16 protein-coding genes are annotated in these 16456 nt (G+C 55.6%); 7 read left to right on the top strand and 9 right to left on the bottom strand.

The window, feature by feature from the left end:
- Positions 1-87 precede the first annotated feature (87 nt).
- The 3 genes from IBT54_RS07395 to IBT54_RS07385 form a co-directional block, all read right to left on the bottom strand.
- Entirely contained in the window at positions 88-1320 is a 1233-nt protein-coding gene (locus IBT54_RS07395) for an MFS transporter (protein ID WP_201251925.1), read from the bottom strand.
- 85 nt (positions 1321-1405) lie between these two features.
- A complete protein-coding gene (gene pyk / locus IBT54_RS07390) occupies positions 1406-2848 on the bottom strand; it encodes a pyruvate kinase (protein ID WP_013358162.1) in 1443 nt (480 codons plus the stop codon).
- 107 nt (positions 2849-2955) lie between these two features.
- On the bottom strand, positions 2956-3834 hold the full coding sequence (locus IBT54_RS07385) for a MurR/RpiR family transcriptional regulator (RefSeq protein WP_201251924.1): 879 nt from the start codon (positions 3832-3834) through the stop codon (positions 2956-2958).
- Positions 3835-4197: 363 nt separating this feature from the next.
- Here IBT54_RS07385 and zwf point away from each other — a divergent pair, with 363 nt between their 5' ends.
- Both zwf and IBT54_RS07375 read left to right on the top strand, forming a co-directional pair.
- Positions 4198-5673 carry a glucose-6-phosphate dehydrogenase gene (gene zwf, locus IBT54_RS07380; RefSeq protein WP_013358160.1) on the top strand — a complete coding sequence of 492 codons (1476 nt, stop codon included), beginning with the start codon at positions 4198-4200 and terminating at the stop codon, positions 5671-5673.
- Positions 5674-5887: 214 nt separating this feature from the next.
- Entirely contained in the window at positions 5888-6526 is a 639-nt protein-coding gene (locus tag IBT54_RS07375; protein WP_201251923.1) for a bifunctional 4-hydroxy-2-oxoglutarate aldolase/2-dehydro-3-deoxy-phosphogluconate aldolase, read from the top strand.
- A 34-nt stretch (positions 6527-6560) separates the two neighbouring features.
- On the opposite strand, the gene purT is transcribed toward IBT54_RS07375, so the two are convergent.
- Entirely contained in the window at positions 6561-7739 is a 1179-nt protein-coding gene (gene purT, locus IBT54_RS07370) for a formate-dependent phosphoribosylglycinamide formyltransferase (protein ID WP_201251922.1), read from the bottom strand.
- Positions 7740-7905: 166 nt separating this feature from the next.
- Here purT and IBT54_RS07365 point away from each other — a divergent pair, with 166 nt between their 5' ends.
- On the top strand, positions 7906-8562 hold the full coding sequence (locus tag IBT54_RS07365; protein WP_013358158.1) for a tellurite resistance TerB family protein: 657 nt from the start codon (positions 7906-7908) through the stop codon (positions 8560-8562).
- A gap of 126 nt (positions 8563-8688) precedes the next feature.
- Positions 8689-10752: a prolyl oligopeptidase family serine peptidase gene (locus IBT54_RS07360; RefSeq protein ID WP_147789058.1), complete on the top strand. Its 2064-nt coding sequence runs from the start codon at positions 8689-8691 to the stop codon at positions 10750-10752.
- Here the strand turns inward: IBT54_RS07360 and exoX are convergent.
- Both exoX and IBT54_RS07350 read right to left on the bottom strand, forming a co-directional pair.
- A complete protein-coding gene (gene exoX / locus IBT54_RS07355) occupies positions 10746-11414 on the bottom strand; it encodes an exodeoxyribonuclease X (RefSeq protein WP_033783311.1) in 669 nt (222 codons plus the stop codon). The two genes, IBT54_RS07360 and exoX, sit on opposite strands and share 7 nt — an antisense overlap.
- Positions 11414-11647, bottom strand: coding sequence for a DNA polymerase III subunit theta (locus IBT54_RS07350; RefSeq protein WP_033733020.1), 234 nt, complete (start codon positions 11645-11647; stop codon positions 11414-11416). Before IBT54_RS07350 ends, exoX begins: the two co-directional genes overlap by 1 nt.
- Before the next feature lie 150 nt (positions 11648-11797).
- On the opposite strand from IBT54_RS07350, the gene copC reads away from it, so the two are divergent.
- Genes copC through IBT54_RS07335 form a run of 3 tightly spaced genes read left to right on the top strand, consistent with a single transcriptional unit; the run spans position 11798 to position 13431 of the window.
- Complete coding sequence (gene copC, locus IBT54_RS07345; protein ID WP_201251921.1) at positions 11798-12175, top strand: copper homeostasis periplasmic binding protein CopC; 378 nt, start codon at positions 11798-11800, stop codon at positions 12173-12175.
- A gap of 4 nt (positions 12176-12179) precedes the next feature.
- The gene (copD, locus tag IBT54_RS07340; RefSeq protein ID WP_201251920.1) at positions 12180-13055 is read left to right on the top strand and encodes a copper homeostasis membrane protein CopD; all 876 of its coding nucleotides are present in this window, start codon (positions 12180-12182) and stop codon (positions 13053-13055) included.
- A 28-nt stretch (positions 13056-13083) separates the two neighbouring features.
- A complete protein-coding gene (locus tag IBT54_RS07335; RefSeq protein WP_013358153.1) occupies positions 13084-13431 on the top strand; it encodes a YebY family protein in 348 nt (115 codons plus the stop codon).
- A gap of 300 nt (positions 13432-13731) precedes the next feature.
- Here IBT54_RS07335 and IBT54_RS07330 read toward each other — a convergent pair whose 3' ends face one another.
- The 3 genes from IBT54_RS07330 to IBT54_RS07320 form a co-directional block, all read right to left on the bottom strand.
- Positions 13732-14796 (bottom strand): tyrosine-type recombinase/integrase, encoded by a 1065-nt coding sequence (locus tag IBT54_RS07330; RefSeq protein ID WP_201251919.1) that lies wholly within the window; start codon positions 14794-14796, stop codon positions 13732-13734.
- Positions 14797-14900: 104 nt separating this feature from the next.
- Positions 14901-15116, bottom strand: coding sequence for an ogr/Delta-like zinc finger family protein (locus tag IBT54_RS07325; protein WP_201251953.1), 216 nt, complete (start codon positions 15114-15116; stop codon positions 14901-14903).
- Between the two features lie 78 nt (positions 15117-15194).
- On the bottom strand, positions 15195-16370 hold the full coding sequence (locus IBT54_RS07320) for a phage late control D family protein (protein ID WP_201251918.1): 1176 nt from the start codon (positions 16368-16370) through the stop codon (positions 15195-15197).
- Positions 16371-16456 lie beyond the last annotated feature (86 nt).

Raw genomic sequence — 16456 nt, 5'->3', positions numbered from 1 at the left:
AAAGAGCTGGCTCAGGAAGCATACCCCCTGCGCAAAGACGCAATCGCCATCCGTGGCATGCTCAGCCCAGACGATTACGCAGCTCTGTTATAACGCCTCCAGCCTGCTGCGACGTTTACGTTCGCGCATAAACAGGGTCACGAGACCAAACCACAGCACGCCGCTGATAAAGTTAATCAGACAGAACCACAACGTGCCGCCGCTGAAGTAGCCACTTTTCGCCAGCTCAATCCCCACCGCCAGCGTCAGAATACTGATCATCCCCAGCATGGCCGCCACGCTGCCTTTGCCTTCATCGCTGGCGTAGAGCGTCAGGCGATAGAGTCCGGCATTCACCATCCCTGCGCCAAAGGCGTAGAAGCTCAGGCCAGCCGTGATGAGCAGATAACCGTGGCTGTTCAGCAGGCTTGCCACCAGCGCCAGACTCAGGCCAATCAGAATCGGCCAGGCGGCGAACTTCACCGGCTGTTCAATCGGCACCCGTCCGGCCAGCTTACTCAGCGTCAGGTTACCGGCGATCATCGCCAGAAACACCGGCAGCTGCAGCAGGGCATACTGCATGCGAGACAGACCTTCGTCATGCATCAGGATCACCGGTGACAGGGCAACCCAGGTGAGGATCGGGATAAACACCAGTCCGATAGCAAAAGACCCGAACATCACCAGCCGGTCTTTCATCAGTCGGGCATAGTTGCGCGCCAGATTCGGCAGGGCGATGGAGTGGCTGCGGTCGCCTGCGGTTTCGGGCATCACACGCCACAGCACCACAAACGCAACGAGGCTGCAGGCGGCAAACAGCCAGAACATACTGCGCCAGCTACCCACAGTGAGCCAGGCTGCACCGGCAAGCGGACCTGCCAGCGGAGCCAGCAGCGCCACGTTGGCCATCAGCGCCATCATGCGCACCGCCAGCGCCTCATCAAAGGCTTCCTGAATGGCGGCATAGCCAACCGCACCAATAAAGCAGAGGCTGATACCCTGAATAAAACGCAGGCCAACAAACTCTTCAATCGAACTGACCCAGTTGGTCAGTATGCAGGCGACGGCAAAAAACAGGATGCCGGAGAGCATCACCGGTCGCCGGCCAAACTTATCAGAGAGTGGACCCAGCAGCCATTGCAGCACCACGCCACCAATCAGGTAAGCGGTCAGCGACGTAGAAACCCATTCCGGGCCAACGGAGAACTCGCTGGTGACGATCAGCATGCCGGGCTGGATCATGTCGTGGGCGATATAGGTAGCAAACTCGAATAGCACTAACGCCAGAGGAAAAAGTAAAATTCGGCCGGTAAGCTGGCTGATGGGCTGGAAACGGGGCATCTTGCCTCCTTGTCAGAAAAGAAAAACGCGACTGCCAGGCAGTCGCGTCGTTGATTCTACACCGACAATGTAAACGCGGGCGCAATTAATCCACGCGCAGCACGCGGGTCGTGTTAGTGGTGCCGGTGGCGCCCATCACATCACCCTGGGTCACGATAACCAGATCGCCTGAAACCAGGAAACCTTTATCGCGCAGCAGGTTAACCGCGTCGTGTGCGGCCGCGACACCATCGTTGTTGCTGTCGAAGAACACTGGCGTCACACCGCGATAGAGTGCAGTGAGATTCAGCGTGCGTTCATGGCGGGACATCGCAAAGATCGGCAGGCCCGACGTGATACGTGAGGTCATCAGCGGAGTACGGCCCGACTCGGTCATGGTGATGATCGCAGTAACGCCCTGCAAATGGTTTGCGGCGTACATGGACGACATGGCGATCGCTTCTTCAACGTTGTCGAACTGCACATCCAGACGGTGCTTGGAGACGTTGACACTTGGGATCTTCTCTGCGCCCAGGCAGACCTTCGCCATCGCTGAGACGGTTTCTGCCGGATACTGACCCGCTGCGGTTTCTGCAGAGAGCATCACGGCATCGGTGCCATCCAGCACGGCGTTAGCCACGTCCATGACTTCTGCGCGGGTTGGCATCGGGTTAGTAATCATCGACTCCATCATCTGCGTCGCGGTAATGATGGTGCGGTTTAGCTGACGGGCACGACGAATTAATGCTTTCTGAATGCCGACCAGTTCCGGATCGCCAATCTCAACGCCCAGGTCGCCACGCGCAACCATCACCACGTCTGATGCCAGAATGATGTCATCCATCGCTTCCTGGCTGGCAACCGCTTCGGCACGTTCCACTTTAGCGACCAGCTTAGCGTCACAACCCGCTTCACGCGCCAGACGACGCGCCAGGTTCATATCTTCGCCACAGCGTGGGAAGGAGACGGCCAGATAATCGACGCGGATTTTAGCGGCGGTGATAATGTCTGCCTTGTCTTTTTCGGTCAGCGCTTCAGCTGACAGGCCGCCGCCCAGCTTGTTAATACCTTTGTTGTTCGACAGCGGGCCGCCCACGGTGACTTCGGTGAAGACTTTCGTGTCCTGAACTTCCAGCACCTTCAGCTGCACGCGGCCATCATCCAGCAGCAGGATATCGCCCGGCACCACATCTTCAGGCAGACCTTTGTAGTCAATACCCACACGCTCTTTATCGCCTTCGCCTTTACCCAGGCTGGCATCCAGCAGAAAACGGTCGCCGATATTCAGGAAAACTTTACCTTCTTTGAAGGTCGAAACACGGATTTTTGGACCCTGAAGGTCACCGAGAATAGCCACGTGGCGGCCCAGTTTTGCGGCAATTTCACGCACTTTGTCGGCACGTAGCTGATGGTCTTCTGGCGTGCCGTGAGAGAAGTTGAGTCGTACAACGTTCGCACCGGCAGCGATGATTTTTTCGAGGTTATTATCACGATCGGTGGCCGGGCCGAGGGTTGTTACGATTTTGGTTCTTCTGAGACGTCTTGACATCGGGGACTCCGTAAACATTTAAGCGTGTCCGGGTCTGTGGACACAGCATGGTTATCTATTCTATATGATCGACGGGTTGTGATACGACTCACATTGTAAATGTGATGTTAATTTTTTTGCTGATCACTCTCTTCCCGAAGGGTGTTCTTTTCATAACGCGACGCTTTCAACGCCTCTTTCACGCGTTTCAGGTTTTCCCGGAAGGGGGCACCCCGTTCCAGGGTAAAACCGGTCGCCAGCACATCGATCACGGTTAACTGCGCCAGGCGCGACACCATCGGCAAATAGACATCCGTATCTTCCGGTACATCAAGCACTAAAGCTATCGCTGCTTCATGGGCAAGGGGTGAATCGGGAGAGGTGATGGCAATAACGGTGGAACCGTTTACACGGGCCAGGCGAGCCAGTTCTACCATATTTTTTGTGCGCCCAGTATGTGAAATGAGAACAATAACGTCACCGGCTCGACTATTTATGCAACTCATGCGCTGGATCACAATATCGTCCGACCAGATGACCGGCAGATTAAAGCGCAGAAATTTGGTAAAGGCGTCATGCGCCACGACCGCGGATGCCCCCAGCCCGAAAAAGGCGAGTTTATCGGCCTGCGCAAGCAGGGTGACGGCCTGTTGCAGCTGCGTGCTGTTCAACTGGTCGCGCACCCGCTGCAGTCCAGCCAGCGCCGAGTCGAAGATCTTGTGGCTGTAGTCCTCCACACTGTCGTTATCCTCCACACCCCGGCTGACCCAGCTGCTGCTTTTCACCAGGCTCTGCGCCAGCTGCAGTTTAAAGTCGGGAAAGCCGCGTGCGCCCAGGCGATGGCAGAAGCGGTTTACGGTGGGTTCACTCACGCCGGCAACGCCTGCCAGCGTCGCAATGCTGGAGTGCATCGCCGCCTGGGGGGCAGCCAGAATCTGCCGGGCGACTTTCTGTTCCGCTTTGCTCAGCGCAGCGAACTGCGCCTCAATTTTTTCCAGCATATTCATAAGCCGATGACCATTATCGCTTTTATCAATTTCAATTATCACTGTCGTCAGCGCCGATTAACAGAGACTATATCGCGTCAGCGGCCGACAGGCGCAACGGCGGACAAGCCGATGGCGCTTTTTTTTGGGATACTTTGACCGGTGCCAGATTTCCTGACACCAGCAGACACAGAAAAAACCGGCAATCCGCACGTGTCATCACACGCGTGCAGCGCATCCGGTACAGAGTTAATGCGGTTGACCCGGCGAGTCGGTTTACCTGGCGCGGGGAAAAAAGTACATTGTGCTGAAAGAAAATAATAACCTGGACCCGGTGGCAGAGGATGCATCACCACCGGACTATCCTGCAACGAGGAGAGGAAAATGGCGGTAACACAAACAGCCCAGGCATGCGATCTGGTGATTTTCGGTGCCAAAGGCGATCTTGCACGCCGTAAACTGTTGCCTTCACTGTACCAGTTAGAGAAAGCGGGGCAGATCCACGAGGAAACCCGCATTATTGGTGTCGGCCGTGCCGAGTGGGACAAAGCGGAATACACCAAAGTGGTACGTGAAGCGCTGGAAACCTTCATGAAGGAGAAGATTGACGAAGCGCTGTGGGACAAACTCAGCAATCGTCTCGACTTCTGCAACCTCGATGTTAATGACACCACGCACTTCCCGAAACTGGGCAAGATGCTGGACCAGAAAAACCGCACCACCATTAACTACTTTGCGATGCCGCCGAGCACCTTTGGCGCCATCTGTCAGGGACTGGGCACCGCGAAGCTTAATGCGAAACCGGCGCGCGTGGTGATGGAGAAGCCGCTCGGTACCTCACTGGAAACCTCACAGGAGATCAACGACAGCGTTGGTGAATACTTCGATGAGAGCCAGGTGTTCCGTATCGACCACTATCTCGGCAAAGAGACCGTGCTTAACCTGCTGGCGCTGCGCTTTGCGAACTCTATCTTCGTGAATAACTGGGATAACCGCACTATCGACCACGTGCAGATCACGGTGGCCGAAGAGGTGGGTATCGAAGGCCGCTGGGGTTACTTCGATAAAGCGGGTCAGATGCGTGACATGATTCAGAACCACCTGTTGCAGATTCTGACCATGATCGCCATGTCGCCGCCGTCCGATCTCAGTGCCGACAGCATCCGTGACGAAAAAGTTAAAGTGCTGCGCTCGCTGCGCCGCATCGACCAGACCAACGTGCGTGAGAAAACCGTACGCGGTCAGTACACTGCGGGCTTTGTACAGGGTAAAAAAGTGCCAGGCTACCTGGAAGAAGAGGGGGCCAATAAAACGAGCGCTACGGAGACTTTCGTCGCGATTCGTGTCGATATCGACAACTGGCGCTGGGCAGGCGTGCCGTTCTACCTGCGTACCGGTAAGCGTTTACCGACCAAATGTTCCGAAGTGGTGGTCTATTTTAAAAACCCCGAGATGAACCTGTTCAAAGATTCCTACTCAGAGCTGCCGCAGAACAAGCTGACCATTCGTCTGCAGCCGGACGAGGGCGTGGATATCGAGATCCTGAATAAAGTGCCAGGCCTCGATCACAAGCACAAGCTGCAGACCACCAAACTGGATCTGAGCTACTCCGAGACGTTCAACCAGTCGCACCTTGCCGATGCTTATGAGCGTCTGCTGCTGGAGAGCATGCGCGGTATCCAGGCGCTGTTTGTGCGTCGCGATGAAGTTGAAGCCGCATGGACCTATGTTGATTCGATTATCAACGCATGGGCGGCAGATGGTGACTCTTCCAAGCCGTATCAGGCTGGCACCTGGGGCCCGGTGGCCTCGGTGGCGATGATCACCCGCGATGGTCGCTCGTGGAACGAGTTTGAATAACTGAAGTGATGATGAAGCCCGCCACGCGGGCTTTTTTTTCGCCTTTAAACCGGGCCAGCGGATACGAATAAAACTGAACTGCCGTTTCAAAATGGGCGCAGGAGGATAGACGCTCAGGAAGCGAATCATGTATGGTAGTGACGCAATTTACAGGGCAGGAGCCGATGCTCCATGACCGGGCAACAATCCCGGTGTTATCAAGCAAGGGGAACTGATGAAAAACTGGAAAACGAGTGCTGAACAGATTCTGACCACCGGACCTGTCGTGCCGGTCATCGTAGTGAATAAACTGGAACATGCTGTGCCGATGGCGAAAGCGCTGGTGGCAGGCGGTGTCAGAGTGCTGGAAGTCACGCTGCGCACGCCCGTAGCGATGGATGCACTGCGTGCGATGATCAAAGAAGTGCCGGATGCGATTGTCGGTGCGGGCACAGTGATTAATCCGCAGCAGTTACAGGAAGTGACCGATGCCGGTGCACAGTTTGTTATCAGCCCTGGCGTCACGGAATCGCTGCTGAAAGCGGCGGTTGAAGGGCCGGTTCCGTTGATTCCGGGAATCAGCACGGTTTCTGAGTTGATGACCGGTATGGACTATGGTCTGCGCGAATTTAAATTTTTCCCGGCAGAAGCAAATGGCGGCGTGAAAGCGCTGCAGGCGATTGGCGGACCTTTCCCGCAGGTGCGTTTCTGTCCGACCGGCGGCATCTCTCCGGCCAACTACCGTGACTATCTGGCGCTGAAAAGCGTGCTGTGCATCGGCGGCTCCTGGCTGGTGACTAACGATGCGCTGGAAGCGGGCGACTGGGATCGCATCACCCGCCTGGCTCGCGAAGCTGTCGAAGGCGCGAAGTAAGTAATGGCGGTGAGCGTCTGCTCACCGCACACCTTTACCCCTGAACCGTAACCGCCGCTGCGCTGGCAACTGCACGCGCAATCGCCTGCGTGGTGCTGTCACCGCTGGCCAGCGCGACGCCCAGACGACGCTGCCCGCTGATCTCCGGCTTGCCGAACAGCCGAAGTTGCAGACCGGCCCCCAGTGCGGCTTCGACATTCACAAACTGCACATTCTGGCTGGTCAGTTGCGGCAGGATAACGGCAGATGCCGATGGACCATACTGACGAATCCCGCCAATCGGCAGACCCAGGAACGCCCGCACGTGCAGCGCAAACTCTGACAGATCCTGTGAAATCAGCGTCACCATCCCGGTGTCGTGGGGACGTGGCGACACTTCACTGAATACCACCTCATCACCGCAGACAAACAGCTCAACGCCAAACAGGCCATAACCGCCCAGCGCGTTCACCACCTGCGCGGCAACATCCTGCGCCCGCTGCAGCGCCAGGTCACTCATCTGCTGCGGCTGCCAGGATTCACGATAGTCGCCATCCTCCTGTCGGTGACCAATCGGCGCACAGAAGTGAATGCCATCGACGGCGCTGATGGTCAGCAGGGTGATCTCAAAATCGAAGTTAACAACGCCTTCGACGATGACGCGACCGGCACCGGCGCGGCCACCCTGTTGGGCATAATCCCAGGCTTTCTCCAGCTGGCTGGCGTCGCGGATAAAGCTCTGGCCTTTGCCGGATGAACTCATCACCGGCTTTACAATGCACGGGAAGCCGATTTCGGTCGCGGCTTCATCGAAACGCGCTTTGCTGTCGGCAAAGCGATAGCGTGAAGTGGGCAGTGACAACTCTTCAGCCGCCAGGCGGCGAATGCCTTCGCGGTTCATGGTCAGCTTTGCGGCACGGGCGGTCGGAACCACGCGCTGGCCCTGCTGCTCCAGCTCAACCAGCGTATCCGTGGCGATGGCTTCAATTTCCGGCACCACAAAGTCAGGCTTCTCTTCGGCAATCAGCGCAGCCAGCGCTGCTCCATCCAGCATATTGATCACATGGCTGCGATGGGCGACATGCATCGCCGGGGCATCGGCGTAACGATCCACCGCAATCACTTCCACACCCAGACGCTGACACTCCAGCGCCACCTCTTTACCCAGTTCACCTGAACCCAATAGCATCACACGCGTCGCCGCCGGACGCAGCGCTGTTCCGAGAGTCGTCATACATTCACCTAAGCAGTCAAAATTCGCGCGCGAGTATAAACGAAAACGTTTGCGTTCTCATCTTTCGTCCATCTGACACTGCTTTTTGCCGTACTTTTCCCGCTCTGACGTTTCCTGACAAGCTTTTGGTCAGGATAGCGGGCTGACATCCTGAAAGGAGTGAATGATGAATAACTGGTTGCAACAGATTCAGTCGGTATTGGCAAAGAAGGGCGGTGAAGGCAAATCGGGCGGCGGCTTAAGTGACATGCTGGCACCGGGTGCGCTGGGCGGTCTGGCCGCCATGCTGGTCTCCAGTAAGTCTTCACGCAAACTGCTGACCAGATATGGCGGCAAAGCGCTGATTATTGGTGGTGGCGCGGCCGCTGGTGCGGTGCTGTGGAACAAATATAAGCAGCGGGTCAGCGAAGCGCACCAGAATGAACCTGACTTTGGCGTGGCTCAGACGCCCATAGACCAGCGCGCTGAACGTCTGGTCACGGCGCTGGTGTTTGCCGCTAAAAGTGACGGGCACATCGACGATCAGGAGCGGGCAGCCATTGAGCAGAATATTTATCAGTCCGGTTACGGCGAGGAAGCAGAACAGCTGATTCAGAAAGCGATGAACCGTCCGCTGGACCCGCAGTGGCTGGCCGCCGATGTGAAAAATGAGGAAGAGGCGCTGGAGCTTTACTTCCTGAGCTGTACTGCTATCGACGTCGATCACTTTATGGAACGCAGCTATCTCTCCGCGCTGGGCGACGCGCTGAAAATTCCTCAGGATGTCCGTGACGGCATCCAGCAGGATCTTGAGGCTGAAAAATCCCGTCTGCCTGCCGGTTAATCCTGGCTGAAGTCCGCTGGCTGGTCACACGAAGTGATTGGCCAGCGGCAGCTTCTCTCGTCATACCTGGCTTCCGGCTGCCGAAGTGTTACGCTTACAGATCATTACGTTGATGGAGACGGATGGATGAAAGCACCCATCGCAAAAAAAATTCCCTATGAGATGACGCTGCACGGCGAGACGCGCGTTGACGATTATTACTGGCTGCGCGACGACAAACGTGAAAACAGCGAAGTCCTTGATTACCTGCGTGCCGAAAACAATTACGGCAAAAAAATCATGTCATCGCAGCAGCCGCTGCAGGACCGGGTATTAAAAGAGATTATCGATCGGCTGCCGCCGGAAGATCACTCTGTGCCCTATGTGAAAAACGGTTACCGCTATCAGAGCCGCTATCAGAGCGGTAACGAATATCCGGCCTATTACCGGCAACCGGCAGCAAGCGAGGAGTCTGGCGAGTGGAGTCTGCTGCTGGATGCCAACCAGCGCGCCTCGCACAGCGATTTTTACACGATGGGCGCGCTGCACATCAGCCCCGATAACCGGGTCATGGCGCTGGCCGAAGATTTCCTGTCGCGACGCCAGTACGGCATCCGGTTCCGCAACCTGGAGAGTGGCAGCTGGTATCCTGAAGTGCTGAGTAACGCCTCATCGAGCTTCGCCTGGGGCAACGACTCCCGTACGATCTACTATGTGCAGAAACATCCGCAGACGCTGCTCTCGTATCAGGTGTGGCGACATGAACTGGGTATGCCGCAGTCGGAAGACAAGCTCGTCTACGAAGAGCAGGATGACACCTATCATCTCAGCGTGCACAAGAGCACCTCCAAGCAGTTCATCATGATTGCGCTCTACAGCACCAACACCAGCGAAATTCAGCTGATCGATGCGAACTTCCCCGATGCACAGCCACATGTCTTTCTGCCGCGCCGTCGCGATCATGAATACAGCATCGACCATTACGATCATCAGTTCTTCATTCGCTCCAATCGCGAAGGCAAAAACTTCGGGCTGTATCGCAGTCGCTATCTGGATGAGACTCGCTGGGAAACGCTGATCCCGGCACGGGAACAGGTGGTGATGGAGGATTTCCAGCTGTTCCGCGACTGGCTGGTGGTTGAGGAGCGCCAGCGCGGCTTAACCAGCCTGCGACAGATTAACTGGGCCAGCGGCGAGACCAGCGGCATCGCCTTTGACGATCCGACCTATGTAACCTGGCTGGCGTACAATCCGACGCCGCGCACCAGCAAACTGCGCTACGGCTATTCGTCGATGACCACGCCGACCACGCTGTTTGAACTGGATATGGATACCGGCGAACGCCGCATTCTGAAGCAGAGCCAGGTTAAAGGCTTTAACGCGGAAGATTACAAAAGCGAGCATCACTGGATCAAAGTCAGCGATGGCACCGAAGTACCGGTGTCGCTGGTCTATCACCGCAAACATTATCAGCCCGGTCAGAACCCGATGCTGGTCTATGGGTATGGCGCCTACGGCAGCAGCATGGATGCCGATTTCAGCGTCAGCCGTCTGAGCCTGCTGGATCGCGGCTTTGTCTATGCGCTGATACAGGTGCGCGGCGGCGGTGAGCTGGGACAGCAATGGTATGACGGCGGTCGCCTGCTCAACAAAATGAACAGCTTCACCGACTTTATTGATGTTACGGATGCGCTGGTGGCGCGCGGCATCGGCCACCCGGAACGGCTCTATGCGATGGGCGGCAGTGCAGGCGGCCTGCTGATGGGCGGTGTGATTAATCTGGCGCCTCAGCGGTTCCACGGCGTGGTGGCGCAGGTGCCGTTTGTGGATGTGGTCACCACCATGCTGGATGAGTCGATTCCGCTGACGACCGGTGAGTATGACGAGTGGGGCAACCCCAACGATCCTGAGTACTACCACTACATCCGCCAGTACAGCCCCTATGACAACATTGAGGCGAAATCGTATCCCCATCTGCTGGTCACCACCGGCCTGCACGACTCACAGGTGCAGTACTGGGAACCGGCCAAGTGGGTGGCGAAGCTGAGATCGCTGAAAACGGATAACAACCTGCTGCTGCTCTGCACCGATATGGATTCCGGTCACGGCGGCAAGTCGGGGCGTTACAAAGCCTACGAGGGTATCGCGATGGAATACACCTTCCTGCTGGGACTGGCGCAGGGTACCCTGCCGCCCGCTCAGGATTACTGAGACTCCGACAGGTATTTATTCAGCGCCTGCCGCAATGGCGGGCGCAGATCGCTGACATTATTCAGCACCCACTTCAGGTAGCCCGGATCCTTTCTCGCAATCACCGCAATGGCCTGGCCGCGATATTTGCCGAACGGCAGAATGTCGTCGCGCTGGGCCGCCGGTTGTGAACGCACAATCATCTCGGAAGCACCCCAGCCGGAGACCTCCATAATCCGAATCAGCAGCGCCGCAGTGACATAGCAGTCATAGAGCGCGCGGTGCGCATGCAGATCAGCGGGCGGCGTCACATCCAGCTTCAGCGAATGACGCAGTGCCTGGTTGCCATATTTAATGCCCGGCCAGAGCTGGCGCGCCAGCTGCATGGTGCAGATCCATTCACCGTACATTTCCGGCAGCATCCGGCGGTCAAAGCTGGCGTTATGCGCCACATAGAAAGCACTGCCGTAATAGCGCGGGATCGCCTCTTCAATAGTCGGTTTACCGGCGACCATCGCTTCGGTAATGCGATGCACCGCCATCGCCTGACGGCTGATAGGGCGGTCGGGCAGGGTAAGATCGCTCATCGGATTCACAATCTGACCGTTGACCACATCCACGGACGCGACTTCCACCACGCCGCCCTGCAGACCGCAGGTTTCGGTATCGATAACGCGGAACATCATTGCTTCATCTTCGGTTCATAAGGAAGGCGCGACAGGCTGAGTGATGCCTGGCGGTATTGCATCAGACGCTGACGAAACCAGTCACGCAGCGCTTCGGGCTGCTCCTGCGCCACCATCTCGGCAACAACCGGCATGTTATAGCGCTCTTTGAACGCCACGCCCGCTGCCGCTAAATCGACATTGATCTTGTCTTTCTCTTCCTGGGACAGCACGGCAAGGTTATGGCTCATAATATTCTCCTGACGATAGCCGGCAAAAGTAATGTTTTCGGCGGTATGAATCAAGGATAAGGATCGCATCGATGGCCTCGACAGTGCAAAACCAGCAGCGTATCCTTTTGCCACGTTTATCGCCCTGGCGGCGGTTAAAAGGATGATCTTATGCAGAAAAAACCCATTTCCCGCATGGTTATTGCGCTGGCGGCAGCCGGACTGATGGCATTCAGCTCTCTGGCCGCAGCGCATGCGCATCTCCAGTCTTCCGCACCCGCAGCTAAAGCGCAGGTGACGACATCCCCCGATGCGCTGACGCTAAATTTTAGCGAAGATATTGAAGCGGCGTTTAGCGGCGTCACGCTGCTGGACAGTGCCAGCAAGCCTGTCGCGATCGACAAAGCCCGCGTTGAATCGAGGCAGAAAAATCGCCTGATTATCGGCCTTTCTCAGCCGCTGAAAGCGGGGAGTTATCAGGTCAACTGGCATGTGCTGTCGGTGGATGGACATAAAACCGCAGGAAGCTATCGCTTTAGCGTGAAGTAACCCGGTGACCACCCTCTGGATCCTGCTGCGCGGACTGCATTTCGCTGCCGTGATGCTGCTGACCGGCAGCGCCTGTTACAGCGCACTGCTGGCACCCAAACGTTATCGATCCCTGCTGGCGCGACGATTAAATCCGCTGTTGAAGGGGAGCGCCTGGCTGGCGCTGCTGAGTGCGCTATTGATGCTGGCCTGCCAGAATGTGCTGATGAGCGGCGACAGCACGAATCTTGCTGATTTAGACATCTGGCTGGCGGTGCTCGACACGCATTTTGGTGCGGTGTGGCAGTGGGAAATACTCTTTAGTGTTGTGGCTCTTGTCGCATTATTACTGACCGGAAAGCTGCGTCAGCAGGTGTTACTGCTGGCGGGCGTGCTGCAACTGGCCTGCATGGCCTTGATAGGTCATGCCGCGATGCGTGATGGAGTGCCCGGTCTGTTTCAGCAGATCAACCAGGGAATGCATCTGATTGCGGCGGCGTTCTGGGTGGGGGGATTATTGCCCTTGCTGCTGTTGATGCGCGAGGCGCGCCAGATCGATCGCCGTACTGATGCGATTCGTACCATGATGCGGTTTTCGCGCTATGGTCATCTGGCGGTGGCGTTAACGCTGCTGAGTGGTGTGATAAACAGCGTGATGATCGCAGGCTGGCCACTGATGTGGCACGATTCACGCTACATTGTATTGTTGCTGTGCAAAGTGCAGCTGGTGGCCCTGATGGTGCTGGTGGCGCTGATCAATCGATACTGGCTGGTGCCGCGCTTCCGCCTGGCGGGCAGCGGGACGCAGCAAAAATTTATTCGCATGACGCAGCTTGAACTGCTGCTGGCGTGTGGCGTGGTTGGGCTGGTGAGCGTATTTGCTACGCTGTCACCAGCCTGAATGTAGTTTAAGAGAGAAAAGGGTAGTTATGTTGCTGAAGAAAGTGATCCCCGCAATCCTGTTGTTATCCGTATGCGGCCAGGCGCTGGCGGCACAAATCATTACCGTCAGCCGCTTTGAGATCGGGAAAGAGAAGTGGCCGTTTAACCGTGAAGAGGTGATGCTGACCTGCGAGAAAGATGGTGCGATGTTTGCCATCAACCCGAGCACGCTGATGCAATACCCGCTGAACGACATCGCCGACCAGCTGTTTAAAAACAAACAGGTGAAAGCGCAGCCGATTAGCGTGATTCAGGCCGAAGACAAGGCGCATCCGGGTCAGATGATGAGTCTGCAGCCGATTGTTGAGCGCACCCAGGCGCTGTGCGGTAAATAAACCTCTCGGGTGGAGCTTTGCGCTGCGCCCAATCACCGATTTTTTGCCGTTGCGATCACAAACTGATCCGGTTTATGGCCCTGATCCCTGCGTTTGCTGGCATTTCTACCGCACTGTTCTAACCTTAAATTGCAAGGCGACACCGCCTTCATAAATGCCAACTTTTAGCGCACGGCTCCTTGAGAGCCATTTCCCTGGACCGAATATAGGAATCGTATTCGGTCTTTTTTTGGTTGGCATTTAAAAACAACATCTTAGATTAAAATCAAAGAGTTAAATGCCACCCTATTGCCTTCTGTTCTACTCTGCTGGACTCTGTGCCGCCACTTTGTCGCCATTTTTCTTCGCCATCAACGCCAGCGGATTGCAGTGAATTGCATCCTCAAGGTGGTCAGGCGCGAAGTGCGCATAACGCATCGTCACCCTGATATCGGAATGCCCGAGAATACGCTGCAGCACAATGATATTTCCACCGGCCATCATAAAGTGACTGGCAAAGCTATGACGCAGTACATGGCTCATCTGGCCTTCTGGTAATTCAATGCCGGCCAGGCGAATGACTCGATAAAACTGGCGATAACACTCTGCAAAAAAACGGCCCTCTTTGTCTTTTAATTCATTATACAAAGCGTTGTCGATGGGTACCGAGCGGTTCTTTTTGCCTTTGGTATTGATGAAGGTGATTTTATTTAAAGACAATTGTGAGGCTTTAAGATTCGCGGCTTCACTCCAACGGCATCCGGTTGAAAGGCAGATTTTAATAATCAGCGTCAGATCAGGATTATCGTGAACTTTGCAGGCAGTAAACAGCTTTTGTATCTGAGCTTCAGTCAACCATGCCATTTCTTTCTCTGGCTGATCAAACTCGCGTATATTTTTAAGTGGGTTGGGGTAGCTGATTTCGCCAAGCCGTTCCAGCTCATTGAAAAGAGCGCGAAGGAATGCATGTTCACAGTTAATGGTACCCGGTGAGACCTTTAACGATTTATCACTGGTTTTGTATCCATTCTGTATGAGGCCCTGTAAACGCCGATCCCGATAATGTGCCCAATCCTTCGAAGTGATAGAGGCAGCAATGGGGTTCCCCATGCCATTGCAAATAATATTGAGTTTGCCGAGTCGGCCTTTTCTGTCGCTTAGCGAGCAACCGTGCAGTTTGTACCATAGCTCGATAAGTTCGCTCAGCTTGCGGTTGTCTTCTTTGTCGGCAAGCCAGGGTTTAGCCTTCATTTCGTCCTGAGTGTATTGCTCAAAGGCAATAGCTTCAGCTCGGGTCCTGAATTGTCGTCTTACCCGTTTACCATCCCTCCCGTTGAGATAGCACTCGCAGAGCCATTTACCTGTATTTAATTTCCTTATTGCCATGCAACCCCCTGGAGAAAAGGAGATTAAATTACTGTATATAAAAACAGTATTCAATGTTTGATTATGGATTTTCAAACATGAAAAAGCCCGCTTAGCGGGCTAAATTAATGCAGCAGGGAAGGTTGCTGTTGGCTGGTGTAGAGTGGCACCTTATTGACTTGCCCAGGCGAGACAATCATTCCAGTCACGGTCTCGTGCGTTTTGAAGGTGCAGCTGCAATTAATATTCTGGCACTGGTGATAACGTTCTTTTGTTTCTTTTGAAACATAGCGGCTGCTTTTTGCGTGGGCTGCTGTCTGGCATAAAGGGCAGTGCATCATCATCAATATCCTCAAAAAGGGCAGGGGAGAGCCACTTAGTTTGAATATGCAAATCGCGTTTTGCAAATTACACCCTGATTAAGCTGTTTCCGTTTCACCCTCTGTTTCTGACTGATATTCAATATCTGAAAGCAGCACCTCAAACTCAAGCGTGGTTGTATATCCGCTGCCGCTCAGGCTATGCGTCACTTTACTGATAATCCACGGCTGCGCATCGATCACCGACTTAAAGCCGCTCACCCTGACCGGCGTCTCCGGGTACAGGTCGGCACGTCCCATCGCGAGCGTAAGCGAGAACTCAGCGACGCCGCGCTGCAGCTTATCCCACTTTGCTTTAGCGGCCCGCATTGCTGCCGCTTTCGTCGCATACACGGTCGTCAGCGTGAATATGTTGTCTTCTGTCCCCGCCAGATAATCACCCTCTCTGGCCTCCGGTGTTTTGGTCTCGGTCGTCTTTTTCTTTTTAGCCGCCGGGTGCTCCAGCGCGCGCAGGTGCTTTTCTTTCGGCTTGCGCTTCACCTTAACTTTTTTGGGCTTAGGATCTTTCGTATGCAGCCAGCTCGCCGAGACGCCAGTGTATGCACCACGGTCGGCAATGCTGAAGCTGTGCCGGTCGCCATCCTGTCGCGTGATCGTCATCTGCGGGATTGGCTTGCCGCTGGCAGTGACGCCGTTACCGGGCTTTATAAACAGAAGCCGTCCGGCCTTCACTGCCGCAACAGCACCGTACAGCGTGGCGAGGCGCGTCAGGAATTTAGCGTCAGTCTCCTGCATCTGGTCGATGTGAGTCACGGCAATTCCGGCGAATCTATCGGCCAGCATGGGCTTTAAGTTATTGCGCGCGGCTATCTGCGTGACGACTTCCCCCAGGGTAGTGTCGTGATAGGACACCTCCCGGCGGGAATTGAGCGAGCCACGGAAATCGGCACTGCGGGCGCGGATTGTCATGGTGTCCGGGGCGCCGTGGTGCTCAACCTCATCAACGGTGAAATTACCTTTACCGAAAAGCGTCTGGCCTTTCCAGCCGAGAAACAGCGTTATCACTGCGCCGCGTACCGGCATCGCCAGCTGCCCGTCGGCGTCGTCCAGCTCAATATCCAGCTGGTCAGCCTCAAACCCGCGATTATCGGTCAGCGTCATCGAGATAAGGCGATCCCGGATGTTGGTTGTGACGTCCTTAGAGTTAACCTTCAGCATGAAATCCGGCGTCAGCTGCGCTCCGGCCTGCACCGGCAGGCTGCTTATCCCGATCATCCCAGCAGCCCCCCTGCTGTTGAAATCAGGCTACCGGCCGCCGACTTCACGCCGTCGATTGCTGACGTGAGCTGCCCCGGCAGGCT

The sequence above is a fragment of the Pantoea sp. S62 genome (assembly GCF_016658625.1).
Lineage (GTDB): Bacteria > Pseudomonadota > Gammaproteobacteria > Enterobacterales > Enterobacteriaceae > Pantoea > Pantoea vagans.
Note: the sequence above shows the minus strand (reverse complement) of the source record. Positions and strands in the feature narration are given on the sequence as shown.

Bases quoted from the DNA above. Each gene is read 5' to 3' on its own strand.
- IBT54_RS07375 (WP_201251923.1), top strand. From the start codon at position 5,888: ATGAAAAACTGGAAAACGAGTGCTGAACAGATTCTGACCACCGGACCT.
- zwf (WP_013358160.1), top strand. From the start codon at position 4,198: ATGGCGGTAACACAAACAGCCCAGGCATGCGATCTGGTGATTTTCGGT.
- IBT54_RS07325 (WP_201251953.1), bottom strand. From the start codon at position 15,116: ATGATGCACTGCCCTTTATGCCAGACAGCAGCCCACGCAAAAAGCAGC.
- copC (WP_201251921.1), top strand. From the start codon at position 11,798: ATGCAGAAAAAACCCATTTCCCGCATGGTTATTGCGCTGGCGGCAGCC.
- IBT54_RS07385 (WP_201251924.1), bottom strand. From the start codon at position 3,834: ATGAATATGCTGGAAAAAATTGAGGCGCAGTTCGCTGCGCTGAGCAAA.
- pyk (WP_013358162.1), bottom strand. From the start codon at position 2,848: ATGTCAAGACGTCTCAGAAGAACCAAAATCGTAACAACCCTCGGCCCG.
- IBT54_RS07330 (WP_201251919.1), bottom strand. From the start codon at position 14,796: ATGGCAATAAGGAAATTAAATACAGGTAAATGGCTCTGCGAGTGCTAT.
- IBT54_RS07335 (WP_013358153.1), top strand. From the start codon at position 13,084: ATGTTGCTGAAGAAAGTGATCCCCGCAATCCTGTTGTTATCCGTATGC.
- exoX (WP_033783311.1), bottom strand. From the start codon at position 11,414: ATGTTCCGCGTTATCGATACCGAAACCTGCGGTCTGCAGGGCGGCGTG.
- purT (WP_201251922.1), bottom strand. From the start codon at position 7,739: ATGACGACTCTCGGAACAGCGCTGCGTCCGGCGGCGACGCGTGTGATG.
- IBT54_RS07360 (WP_147789058.1), top strand. From the start codon at position 8,689: ATGAAAGCACCCATCGCAAAAAAAATTCCCTATGAGATGACGCTGCAC.
- IBT54_RS07350 (WP_033733020.1), bottom strand. From the start codon at position 11,647: ATGAGCCATAACCTTGCCGTGCTGTCCCAGGAAGAGAAAGACAAGATC.
- IBT54_RS07365 (WP_013358158.1), top strand. From the start codon at position 7,906: ATGAATAACTGGTTGCAACAGATTCAGTCGGTATTGGCAAAGAAGGGC.
- IBT54_RS07395 (WP_201251925.1), bottom strand. From the start codon at position 1,320: ATGCCCCGTTTCCAGCCCATCAGCCAGCTTACCGGCCGAATTTTACTT.
- IBT54_RS07320 (WP_201251918.1), bottom strand. From the start codon at position 16,370: ATGATCGGGATAAGCAGCCTGCCGGTGCAGGCCGGAGCGCAGCTGACG.